We start from the raw sequence: 11,433 nt of genomic DNA on the forward strand, positions 1-11,433 counted from the left end.
ATGGCCTTATTACAAATCAGTGAGCCCGGTCTGAGCGCCGCGCCGCACCAGCGTCGTCTGGCGGCGGGTATCGACCTCGGCACCACCAATTCATTGGTTGCCACCGTGCGCAGCGGGCAGGCGGAAACGCTGGCCGACAGCGCCGGACGTCACCTGCTCCCTTCGGTGGTTAACTACCAGGCCGACAGCCATGTTGTCGGCTATGATGCCCGCACCAATGCTGCGCTGGACTCTGTGAACACCATCAGTTCTGTCAAACGCCTGATGGGGCGCAGCCTGGCTGATATTCAGGCGCGTTACCCGCATCTTCCGTGGCAGTTCCAGCCCAGCGAAAATGGTCTGCCAATGATTGTTACACGTGGCGGTCTGGTTAACCCGATTCGCGTCTCTGCGGATATCCTCAAAGCCCTTGCCGCGCGTGCGCAAGAGACGCTTTCCGGCGATCTGGACGGCGTGGTGATCACGGTTCCTGCCTATTTTGATGACGCACAGCGCCAGGGCACTAAAGATGCGGCGCGTCTGGCGGGTCTGCATGTATTACGCCTGCTAAACGAACCGACCGCTGCGGCAATCGCCTACGGCCTGGACTCCGGTAAAGAGGGCGTGATTGCGGTTTACGATCTCGGCGGCGGCACCTTTGATATCTCGATTTTGCGCCTCAGCCGCGGTGTTTTCGAAGTGCTGGCGACCGGCGGTGATTCCGCGCTCGGCGGCGACGATTTCGACCATCTGCTGGCGGATTACATTTGTGAACAGGCGGGCATTATCGATCGCAGCGATGTACGTCAACAGCGCGAATTGCTGGATGCGGCGATTGCCGCAAAAATCGCCCTCAGCGATGCCGACAGCGTTACCGTGAATGTGGCAGGCTGGCAGGGGACTATCACACGCAGCCAGTTTGACGAATTGATTTCAACGCTGGTCAAACGCACACTGCTCTCTTGCCGTCGCGCGCTGAAAGATGCGGGCGTGGAAGCGCAAGATGTGCTGGAAGTGGTGATGGTCGGCGGCTCAACGCGCGTGCCGCTGGTGCGCGAACGGGTAGGCGAGTTCTTTGGCCGTACGCCGCTGACGTCGATTGATCCGGATAAAGTGGTGGCGATTGGCGCAGCCATTCAGGCAGATATTCTGGTTGGCAATAAGCCGGACAGCGAAATGCTGCTGCTGGACGTCATTCCGCTCTCGCTGGGGCTGGAAACCATGGGCGGTCTGGTAGAAAAAGTGATCCCGCGTAACACCACCATTCCGGTGGCGCGCGCGCAGGAGTTCACCACTTTCAAAGATGGCCAGACAGCGATGTCTATCCATGTGATGCAGGGCGAGCGTGAACTGGTGGCAGACTGCCGTTCACTGGCGCGTTTTGCGCTGCGTGGTATTCCGGCGATGCCAGCGGGTGGGGCGCATATTCGCGTCACGTTCCAGGTGGATGCTGACGGTCTTCTTAGCGTGGCCGCGATGGAGAAATCCACCGGGGTAGAAGCCTCCATTCAGGTGAAACCGTCTTACGGCCTGACCGATGGCGAAATCGCCGACATGATTAAAGACTCCATGAGTTTCGCCGAGCAAGACGTGAAAGCGCGCATGCTGGCGGAGCAGAAAGTGGAAGCCGCGCGCGTGCTGGAAAGCCTTGCCAGCGCGCTTGCCGCTGACGCCGCGCTGTTAAGCGCCGCAGAGCGTGCGGAGATCGACGACGCAGTCGCGCAGTTACGCGCGGTTGCCGACGGCGATGACACCGACGCAATAGAACAAGCCATTAAAAATGTAGATAAACAAACCCAGGAATTCGCCGCACGCCGTATGGACCAATCCGTACGTACCGCGCTGAAAGGCCATTCCGTCGACGAGGTTTAATATGCCTAAAATTGTTTTTCTGCCTCATCAGGATCTCTGTCCGGATGGCGCAGTTCTGGAAGCTAAGAGCGGTGAAACCATTCTTGATGTCGCCCTGCGCGGTGGGATTGAGATTGAGCATGCCTGCGAAAAATCCTGCGCCTGCACCACTTGCCACTGTGTGGTACGTGAAGGTTTTGACTCGCTGCCGGAAAGCAGTGAAGAGGAAGACGACATGCTGGATAAAGCGTGGGGCCTGGAGCCAGAAAGCCGCTTAGGCTGCCAGGCGCGTGTGACCGATGAAGATCTGGTGGTTGAAATTCCTCGCTACACCATCAACCACGCGCGGGAGCACTAATATGGGGCTGAAATGGACCGATAGCCGCGAAATCGGCGAGGCGCTGTACGACAGCCGCCCGGACGTGGATCCGAAAACCGTGCGTTTCACCGATATGCACCAGTGGATTTGCGAGCTGGAAGAGTTTGACGATGATCCGAATGCATCGAATGAAAAAATTCTCGAAGCGATTCTGCTAGTCTGGTTAGACGAAGCATCGTAATCATCAAACGGGCTGCCTTCGGGCGGCCCGTTTTCATGAACAGCCATAAGGATAAAAATAATGACAGAAGCTATGAAAATTACGCTGACAACGCAAAGCGCCGACGCGCGCTGGGGTGAAAAAGCCACTTACAGCATCAATAACGACGGCATCGCACTGCATCTGACCGGGAAAGATGACGTAGGCCTGATCCAACGCGCCGCACGTAAAATCGATGGCATGGGCATCAAACATGTTGCCCTGAGCGGCGAAGGCTGGGATGCGGATCGCAGCTGGGCGTTCTGGGCCGGTTATAAAGGGCCAAAAGGCACGCGCAAAGTGGAATGGGCGCAGCTGAACGACGCCGAGCAAAAAGAGCTGGATAGCCGCCTGCTGGTGATCGACTGGGTGCGTGACACCATCAACGCTCCTGCGGAAGAGCTGGGGCCGGAGCAACTGGCGCAGCGCGCGGTCGATCTGTTGCACAAAGTCGGTGGCGATAACGTCTCTTACCGCATCACCAAAGGTGAAGATCTGCGCGAGCAGAACTACCTCGGTCTGCATACGGTTGGTCGGGGTTCTGAGCGCCCGCCGGTACTGCTGGCGCTGGATTTCAACCCGACCGGTAATCCGGATGCGCCGGTTTATGCCGCGCTGGTGGGCAAAGGCATTACCTTCGATTCCGGCGGTTACAGCATTAAGCCGACTTCCTCAATGGATTCCATGAAATCCGACATGGGCGGCGCGGCGCTGGTGACCGGTGCGCTGGCGTTTGCCATCAATCGCGGGCTGGATAAACGCATCAAACTGTACCTATGCTGTGCGGATAACCTGATTAGCGGCAACGCCTTCAAACTGGGCGATATCATCCGTTATCGTAACGGCAAAACCGTTGAGATCATGAATACCGATGCGGAAGGGCGTCTGGTACTGGCCGATGGCCTGATCGACGCTTCTGCGCAGAAACCAGAGCTGATTATTGATGCGGCAACGCTGACCGGCGCGGCGAAAACTGCGCTCGGCAATGATTACCACGCGCTGTTCAGCTTTGACGATGCGCTTGCCGGGCGTCTGCTCAGCAGTGCCAGCGCGGAAAACGAACCGTTCTGGCGTTTGCCGCTGGCCGAGTTCCATCGCAATCAATTGCCGTCCAACTTCGCAGAACTGAACAACACCGCAGGCGGTTCATTCCCGGCAGGGGCAAGCACGGCGGCCGGTTTCCTGTCGCACTTTGTCGAAAACTACCAGCAGGGCTGGCTGCACATCGACTGCTCAGCAACCTATCGTAAAGCGGCGGTTGAGCAGTGGGCGGCGGGAGCGACCGGCCTTGGCGTGCGTACCCTGGCGAATCTGTTAACCGCGAAGTAATCTTTTTTCCTCTCCCGTAAGGGAGAGGAAACTCTCTGGAACCACTATGTCAGAAAGCAAAAACGAATTAGAAACCCTGCTGGAACAGGCCGCAACCGAGCCTGCTTATCGTCCGGCATTTTTCCGCACGCTGCTGGAATCCACTGTTTGGGTGCCAGGCACCGCGGCGGAAGGCGAAGCCATTGTTGAAGACAGCGCGCTCGATTTACAGCACTGGGAAAAAGATGACGGCACCTCGGTGATCCCGTTCTTTACCTCGCTCGAAGCCCTGCAACAGGCAGTGGAAGAGGAGCAGGCGTTTGTGGTGATGCCCGCGCGCACACTGTTTGAAATGACGCTCGGCGAGACGCTGTTCCTCAATGCGAAGCTGCCGACCGGCAAAGAGTTCACGCCGCGAGAAATCAGCCACCTGGTGGGCGAAGAGGGCAGTCCTCTAAGCCAACAGGAAGTGCTGGAGGGCGGCGCGGCGCTGCTGCTTTCCGAAGTGGCTGAACCGCCCGCGCAAATGGTGGATTCGCTGACCACGCTGTTTAAAAGCATCAAAACCGTGAAGCGCGCGTTTCTCTGCTCAATCAAAGAGAAGGCCGATGAGCAGCCCAATCTGCTGATTGGTATCGAGGCCGAAGGCGATATCGAAGAGATAATTCACGCGGCGGGCAGTGTGGCGACCGATACGCTGCCTGGCGACGAGCCGGTGGATATTTGCCAGGTCGTTGAAGGTGAAAAAGGAATTAGCCATTTTATGATGGCGCATATTACCCCTTTCTACGAACGGCGCTGGGGAAGTTTTCTGCGCGACTTTAAGCAAAATCGCATTATTTAATTATCGGGCGGTATGCCATGTACCGCCTGCTATTATTTAAGAAATTGAATTATTAGCCTTTCATTAATAACGTTGTGCGGTTTTTGCTGTAAATTCCATAAATTATGTATTAATCCTATACCTGTGATACGGTTCGTTTTTACGTTTCTTTACGGTTACTTTTTATGGACAAAAAAAGCCTGCTGTACTGCTTCGGCGTACCGTTAATTCTCTTCTTCTACGCCTGCTGGCAGAATATCCGTATTAACGAAGTGGATGTTTACCAGGTGACGCAATATGGTTTTGTTGGTCACAGCGTATTTGCCGATATGTCGCGTCAGATCCTCGCCAAAGGCGGAATGTTGTTTTCCCTGTTAGGCTTGATTGCCAGTAGCAGCGCAGTAATTCTCTGTATTTTAAGCGTACGGAAAGCCCGTATATCTGCGGAAAAGTTAATTGCCGCGTTTACCCTTTGTCGCAAGTTACTGCCATTTATTATGGTCGGTGTCATGGCGTCGATTGGTTTCGCGCTGGTCTGCGTGCTGTTATATGAAGTGTGCTGGATCTACACGTTAGGTCGGGCGAGCGCCTTTAATATCAAACTGGTGATATTCGTCTTGTTGATCATTGGTTCGCTGGTATTTATGGTGTTGAAAAGCCTGTTCTTACTAAAACGCTGCTTTGCGCTTTTTGAGCCACAAGATATGCAGGTGCACGGTGCAGCCGTTTCTGAAACCGACGCGCCGGAATTGTGGCGCTGGGTCAGAGAATTAGCTCAGCACGGGCAGGCCATTGTGCCGGATAATATTGTTGTCGGTTTATTCGAGGGGTTTTACGTCACTGCAAGCCCGGTGCAAATTGAAAACGGTGCGCGCTTAACCGGCAACACGCTCTATTTCCCGCTCAGCTACGCCGCGTTTATGAATAAAGACGAAGTGGCTGCCGTGATTGGCCATGAGCTGGGGCACTTTTCCGGTAATGATACCGTCTACACCCTGCATTTCGCCGGGCTGTATGCCGGTATGGAAAACAGTCTCGACTACTTTTATCGCGATGTAGCGAGCAGCGGCTGGCTTGAGCGACTGGCGCTCAACCCGACTATTCATCTCGGCCTCTGGTTTTACCGTCAGTTCCACGAAACGGTCAATGGCTGGAGCCGCGTACGCGAACTGGCGGCGGACGCCGCAGGCGCGCGTACCAGCTCGCCGCAGGCGCTGGCGGCTTCACTGCTGCGTTTCTCTGCGCTCAATGAACGGTTTAACGCGCCGATGGAGCTGTTCTTTAACCGCAAACTTGAGACGCACGACCTGGTGCACAGCCTGTTTGCTTCGCTGCGTGAGGGTGGGCGTTTTGATGTTGCCGCCTCGCTTGAGCAGGAACTGGCGCACCCAACGGACAGCCACCCGCCGACGCGCTTGCGTATTGAGCAACTGAATGTGCCGCTGGATGAAACGCTGTTGGCCAGGGCGTCGCGCCCGGCAGAGGAGGCGGATTACCAGTGGATGCGCAGTTTATTCCGCGATGCATCGGCTATTTCCGCCGCGTTAACCGCCGGCATGGCGAGCAATGTGGAAGCGCATCATGACGCGTATCAGGCCGAATTAGAGAGTCTGGCTGCACACTCCACAGAAAGCGTCATCGTTTCGCTGCGGAAGAAAAATTTCTGGTTGTTCCTTGTGCTGGCGGTGCTTTGTGTTGCTGGTGCCGGTTTAGTTTTCGCGCTGAGTATCCAGTGGAACGCCACCGCCAACACCTCGATGGAGAAGATAATCTTTGGCCTGGCGGCCGGAGGGCTGATCTTTGGTCTGGCGAGTTGGACGATGCATACGCGTGTGCGCCAGCCTTTGTTCACGTTGACTGCGCAAGGTATCGAGAGCTATCAGCTCAGCGCGCCGCTGTTGCTGGCGGAGATTGAAAATATTGATATTCGTAGCGTCAATGAGTGGGTGTTTATCGATCTCTACTGGCGGGAAGGTTATCAGCCACCTACCTGCACCGTCGGGTGTTTGTTCCGCAGTTTTACGTTTGAGCCGAAGAAGCGCAAAGTGGTGATAAGCCTGCCCGGCGGGGTGTTGAAAGGCGTACAGCGTGAAAAAATGTCGATTGAGGAGCTGTATGTCGCGCTTCATGAATACATTCAGGCCGCCTGGGCGCGGCGTGAACTGAACCAATCGTAATTCGCACGTTTGCTGATGCTTGCCGCGCGGCGGCAAGCATTATTGCGTCGCTTCCAGCAGCAACAGATCCATCAGCAGCACCAGGTTTGACTCGAACGAGGTGATCCCGGCAGCTTCAGCGGCAAAATGCACTGCTTCGTCGTACAGCGCGAAATGGATATCCGCCATCTCCGCCAGCGGGTTTACTGACGCGCGGGTAAATGCCACCACCGTCATACCGACCGTGCGCGCAATACGCGCTTTATCCAGCACTTGTTCAGTTTCACCGCTGCGGGAAACGGCAATAAACACCTGGTAACGCGCCGCGTTACTTAGAAAGATATTCCGGCTGTCGCCAGGCCCGGAGATAAACGCCGTCTTGCCCAGCACTTGTAATTTCTTGGTCAGGTACTCAGCAAACAGATAGGAAAAACCGGCGCCGTAAAGAAAAAAGCTCTCCTGCTCAAGCAGCAGGGCAGCAAATTGCTGCCGTTTTTTGGCGCTCACCCACTGAAACGTACGCTGATAATTAGCCAAAAACTGCGCGAAAGCGGCGGGTAGCTCGGCGGGTTCACTGTGCGGCCCGGTAATGTGCGGCGTGTCTGCCAGCCGCTGTTTGCAGTGCCAGATAAACTCGCTATAGCCGCTAAAACCGAGCTTCTGACACAGGCGAATAATGGTGGCGGTGGAGACAAATGTCGCCTGCGCCAGCTCGCGCACCGTGATGTTTCCCACCAGCAAGGGATGTTCCGTCAGGTGCGCAAGCACGCGATATTCCGCGCGGGTCAGTGATTCCCCGCGCGTCAGCAGTGGTGCCAGTCGGTTGTCCATTTACGCCGTTTCGATGGGTAGATCGGCGCGTGCGCCCCATTCACTCCAGGAGCCGTCATACAGCGTCACGTTACTTGCACCAAGCGTTTCCAGTGCAAGAATAACCACCGAAGCCGTCACGCCGGAGCCGCAGCTGGCGATAATCGGTTTGTGCAGATCCACACCCTGACGGCGGAAAATCGCCGCCAGCTCATCGGTGGTTTTCAGTTCACCTTCAACGACTAAATCGACCCATGGCACATTCAGCGCACCGGGGATATGGCCGCGCTTCAGACCCGCTCGCGGTTCATCCACTTCGCCATTAAAACGTGGCGCGGGGCGAGCATCGACAATTTGTGCCGTGCCTTCGTGGCTCGCCAGCAGCACGTCGGTCAGTTTTTTCACCACGTGAGGGTCGAAATTGGCATTAAAATCGGATTCGGGAAGCGGCACGTCGCCTTTTTGCAGTGGCAGGGCATCGCGCTGCCAGCCTGCCAGCCCACCGGCCAGAATCGAGACATTTTCCACACCGTGATTACGCAGCATCCACCAGGCGCGCGGGGCAGAGAAGAGATTGCCCTCGTCATACACCACCAGATGTTTATCCTGACTGATGCCCAGTTCACGCATTGCCACGGCGAACGCCTCCGGGCGCGTCAGCATATGCGGCAGCGGCGTGGTGTGGTCGGAAAGGGCTTCGATATCAAAAAATACCGCACCGGGAAGGTGCCCGGCGCGGTATTCCGCTCTCATGTCGCGATGCTCCTGACCCACTGGCGCCATCCGCGCATCAATCAGCTGGATTTCGGGATCATCGCTGTGCTCTATCAGCCAGTCGGCCGCGACAAAAAACGAGGTGGACATGGTTGTCTCCGTGTCATCAACAGTAACCTGAATTGTTAACGTTTTTTCATGACCCGACAAGCCGACATCGCTAACGCCGCGAGTGACCTCGTTATTTTTATGCTGGTTTGCCGTTTTCCCATGCTTTTTGCAGTGCGGGCCAGTAGTCACGGTTGGCCTCGATCATTTCATCCAGAATTGCTTTCGCATGCTGCATGGTCGGCACGGTGCGGTTCAGGGTAAATGCCTGTAGCGCTTTCTCGTAACTGCCTTCAATGGTGGCTTCCACCAGCAGTTGTTCCGAAGCCAGTTGCTGCATTAGCAACGTCTGGTGGAACAGCGGCACCGCGCCCATCCGCACCGGTTCCGGCCCTTCACTGGTGATATAGGCCGGGACTTCCACCATGGCATCGTAAGGCAGGTTAGCAATCGCCCCTTTATTTTCCACAATCACCAGATGGCGCTGGCGCAGGTCAAAAGCCAGCGAACATGCGACATCGACGATAAATGCGCCGTGTACCCCAACATGGAACGCATCCGGCAGAATACCGGTGCGCTGATATTCCGCCGCCGCAGCAAACAGCTTTTTCTCGCGCCCGTCCATCACTTCATTGGCGCGGGTGTAATCGGGGTTCTGGTGCGCAACAATGTCATCTGGCATCAGGTAATACTGCAAATAGGGGTTCGGCAAAAAATCCGGGAAGTGATCCATTATCGGCTTAATATTGCGCCAGGTTTTCACCCACGACGGATCGGAGTGTTGCGGATCGGTTTGTGCGGCATCTTCAGTCAACAGACCAAAACGGGCAACGTGCTCACGCAGCTCCGGCAGCCTGTCTTCACCATCGACCCGCACTTTGGTAAACCAGCCAAAGTGATTCAGGCCGAAGTAATCCACCTCGAGTTTGTGGCGATCAACGCCGAGGATCGCGCCCATATTGCGCATTGCCGCCACTGGCATATCACAAATATTCAGCACGCGCGCGTTGGGACGCAGGCGGCGCACCCCTTCGGCGACAATCGCTGCCGGATTGGAGTAGTTAACGATCCAGGCGCTTTTATCGGCGTAACGTTCCACCAAATCGATGAGCTCTACCATCGGCAAAATGGTCCGCAGCCCGTAAGCCAGCCCGCCTGGGCCGCAGGTTTCCTGACCCACCACGCCGTGGCGCAACGGGATCTTTTCATCCTGCTCACGCATTTTGTATTGCCCGACGCGCATCTGCGCGAAAACAAAGTGCGCGCCGCGAAACGCAGTTTGCGCATCGCTGGTGACGGTAAATTTAATGCTCTGGCTGTGGTCACGGATCACTTTTTCCACCACCGGCGCGATGGTGTTTTGCCGGCCTTCATCAATATCGTAAAGGCGGATTTCCGCCAGCGGAAAATCTTCCAGTCTCACCATCAGGCTTTTGACGATGCCCGGCGTATAGGTGCTGCCGCCACCGGCGATCGATAAAATAAACGGGGGTTTAATCATTTCTGGACTCCTTTAGAGAAACATCTCAACCGCTTCTCGCATTTTTTTGACATGCAGCCCGTAGACCACCTGAACGTTATTACCTTGTTTGATCACGCCTTTTGCGCCTGTCGCTTTCAACTGCGGCTCATTAATCACCGCTGTGTCTTTTACCGTTACGCGCAGACGGGTGTAGCAGTTATCCACCACCTCAATATTGGCGCGCCCGCCCAGCCCTTCGATAATCGCTTCGCCAACCGCGTCGTTATTGCCTTTGGCCTGGTAATCCTGCTTGCTGTAAAGGCGTGTCTCTTCGCTGTCATCCTCACGCCCTGGCGTTTTCATATCGAAGCGCAAAATCAGGAAGCGGAAGATAACGAAGTAGAGGGCGAACATGATGAGCCCGACGAGGATGTACATCGGCCAGTTGGATTTTTCGGTGCCGAGCGGCAGGTTGTAGAGAATGAAATCGATAATGCCGTTCGCACCGATGGCATGAACGCCGAACAGGGAAAACAACATCATGCCAATGCCGGTCAGCACGGCGTGAACCACAAACAGCAGCGGCGCGACAAACAGAAACGAGAACTCAATCGGTTCGGTCACGCCCACCAGCAACGAGGTGAGCGCGGCGGGGATCAGAATCGCTTTCGCTGCGGCTTTGCGCTCGGGTTTTGCGGTGACATACATCGCCAGCGCGGCAGCGGGCAGGCCGAACATTTTACTGATGCCGCGCGCATCCCACACCGCCGTACTGCTCAATTGTGTGACGCTCGGGCAGGCCATTTCTGCGAAGTAGATATTGCGTGCGCCCTGATAGGTGCTGCCGCAGACATCTGCTGTACCGCCTAACTCGGTATAGAGGAACGGGGTGTAAACCAGGTGATGCAGCCCGGTCGGTACCAGAATGCGCTCCAGAAAACCGTACACCGCCACACCAAATGGCCCGGCGCCTTTAATCGCCAGTGCCAGCGCGCTGATACCGTGCTGAGCAAAGGGCCATAACTCACTCATCACCACACCGAGCACGATGGACACCGGCAGCATGATAATGGCGACAAAACAGTGGCCAGAGTAAATGGCCATCGCGCCGGAAAACTGTACGCCGGAATATTTATCATACAGATAACCCGACAGTGCGCCGGTGAGGATCCCGGCGAAAACGCCCATCTCCAGCACCTGTACACCCAGCACCATGCTTTGCCCGGCGGCTTTCATCTGTGCGGCAGGAGCCAGCGCGCCCTGCATCTGCAGAGTGACATTCATGGCGTTGATGAAAACAATAAACGTCACCAGACCAATTAATGCGGCATAGCCTTTATCCCGCGAGGCCAGCCCGACCGGGATACCGACGGCAAACACCAGCGCCAGGTTAGCCAGCACCGAAACGGCGGATTTGGCAATTAACTGGCCGACGTTTTGAATAAACGGATGACCAAGAAAGGGCAAATATTCGGCCAGGTTGCCGTTGCCAAAGATATTTCCGAAGGCAATAAACAAACCGACGATGGGCAAAATGAGCACCGGACCAAAGAGGGACTTACCAAAATTTTGTAGGGCATTCACGGCTCTGGACATAATGTTCTCTCTTATTAGAACCGCGCACAAAGGTGCACAGACCGCTTA

At 55.8% G+C, this 11,433-nt stretch carries 10 protein-coding genes; 6 read left to right on the top strand and 4 right to left on the bottom strand.

Annotated elements, in window-relative coordinates:
- The 6 genes from hscA (at position 1) to C813_RS29220 (ending at position 6,716) form a co-directional block, all read left to right on the top strand.
- The gene (gene hscA / locus C813_RS29195; protein ID WP_017459007.1) at positions 1-1,851 is read left to right on the top strand and encodes a Fe-S protein assembly chaperone HscA; all 1,851 of its coding nucleotides are present in this window, start codon (positions 1-3) and stop codon (positions 1,849-1,851) included.
- A gap of 1 nt (position 1,852) precedes the next feature.
- Complete coding sequence (gene fdx, locus C813_RS29200) at positions 1,853-2,188, top strand: ISC system 2Fe-2S type ferredoxin (protein WP_017459006.1); 336 nt, start codon at positions 1,853-1,855, stop codon at positions 2,186-2,188.
- Position 2,189: 1 nt separating this feature from the next.
- Entirely contained in the window at positions 2,190-2,390 is a 201-nt protein-coding gene (gene iscX, locus C813_RS29205) for a Fe-S cluster assembly protein IscX (RefSeq protein ID WP_007370809.1), read from the top strand.
- 60 nt (positions 2,391-2,450) lie between these two features.
- On the top strand, positions 2,451-3,737 hold the full coding sequence (gene pepB, locus C813_RS29210) for an aminopeptidase PepB (RefSeq protein ID WP_017459005.1): 1,287 nt from the start codon (positions 2,451-2,453) through the stop codon (positions 3,735-3,737).
- Between the two features lie 46 nt (positions 3,738-3,783).
- Entirely contained in the window at positions 3,784-4,560 is a 777-nt protein-coding gene (gene sseB / locus C813_RS29215; RefSeq protein WP_017459004.1) for an enhanced serine sensitivity protein SseB, read from the top strand.
- A gap of 164 nt (positions 4,561-4,724) precedes the next feature.
- Positions 4,725-6,716 (top strand): M48 family metallopeptidase, encoded by a 1,992-nt coding sequence (locus tag C813_RS29220; RefSeq protein WP_017459003.1) that lies wholly within the window; start codon positions 4,725-4,727, stop codon positions 6,714-6,716.
- 39 nt (positions 6,717-6,755) lie between these two features.
- On the opposite strand, the gene C813_RS29225 is transcribed toward C813_RS29220, so the two are convergent.
- The 4 genes from C813_RS29225 to C813_RS29240 all read right to left on the bottom strand — a co-directional run bounded on the left by C813_RS29225 (position 6,756) and on the right by C813_RS29240 (position 11,385).
- Positions 6,756-7,526 (bottom strand): MurR/RpiR family transcriptional regulator, encoded by a 771-nt coding sequence (locus C813_RS29225; RefSeq protein ID WP_017459002.1) that lies wholly within the window; start codon positions 7,524-7,526, stop codon positions 6,756-6,758.
- Complete coding sequence (gene sseA / locus C813_RS29230; RefSeq protein ID WP_017459001.1) at positions 7,527-8,369, bottom strand: 3-mercaptopyruvate sulfurtransferase; 843 nt, start codon at positions 8,367-8,369, stop codon at positions 7,527-7,529.
- A gap of 97 nt (positions 8,370-8,466) precedes the next feature.
- Positions 8,467-9,828, bottom strand: a complete 1,362-nt coding sequence (locus tag C813_RS29235) for a 6-phospho-alpha-glucosidase (protein WP_017459000.1) — start codon at positions 9,826-9,828, stop codon at positions 8,467-8,469.
- Positions 9,829-9,840: 12 nt separating this feature from the next.
- A complete protein-coding gene (locus C813_RS29240) occupies positions 9,841-11,385 on the bottom strand; it encodes a PTS transporter subunit EIIC (RefSeq protein WP_017458999.1) in 1,545 nt (514 codons plus the stop codon).
- Between the last annotated feature and the right edge of the window lie 48 nt (positions 11,386-11,433).

Source organism: Kosakonia sacchari SP1, assembly GCF_000300455.3.
Taxonomy (GTDB): Bacteria; Pseudomonadota; Gammaproteobacteria; order Enterobacterales; family Enterobacteriaceae; genus Kosakonia; species Kosakonia sacchari.

Coding starts and splice junctions, on each gene's coding strand:
- hscA (WP_017459007.1), top strand. CDS start 1: ATGGCCTTATTACAAATCAGTGAGCCCGGTCTGAGCGCCGCGCCGCAC.
- fdx (WP_017459006.1), top strand. CDS start 1,853: ATGCCTAAAATTGTTTTTCTGCCTCATCAGGATCTCTGTCCGGATGGC.
- iscX (WP_007370809.1), top strand. CDS start 2,190: ATGGGGCTGAAATGGACCGATAGCCGCGAAATCGGCGAGGCGCTGTAC.
- pepB (WP_017459005.1), top strand. CDS start 2,451: ATGACAGAAGCTATGAAAATTACGCTGACAACGCAAAGCGCCGACGCG.
- sseB (WP_017459004.1), top strand. CDS start 3,784: ATGTCAGAAAGCAAAAACGAATTAGAAACCCTGCTGGAACAGGCCGCA.
- C813_RS29220 (WP_017459003.1), top strand. CDS start 4,725: ATGGACAAAAAAAGCCTGCTGTACTGCTTCGGCGTACCGTTAATTCTC.
- C813_RS29225 (WP_017459002.1), bottom strand. CDS start 7,526: ATGGACAACCGACTGGCACCACTGCTGACGCGCGGGGAATCACTGACC.
- sseA (WP_017459001.1), bottom strand. CDS start 8,369: ATGTCCACCTCGTTTTTTGTCGCGGCCGACTGGCTGATAGAGCACAGC.
- C813_RS29235 (WP_017459000.1), bottom strand. CDS start 9,828: ATGATTAAACCCCCGTTTATTTTATCGATCGCCGGTGGCGGCAGCACC.
- C813_RS29240 (WP_017458999.1), bottom strand. CDS start 11,385: ATGTCCAGAGCCGTGAATGCCCTACAAAATTTTGGTAAGTCCCTCTTT.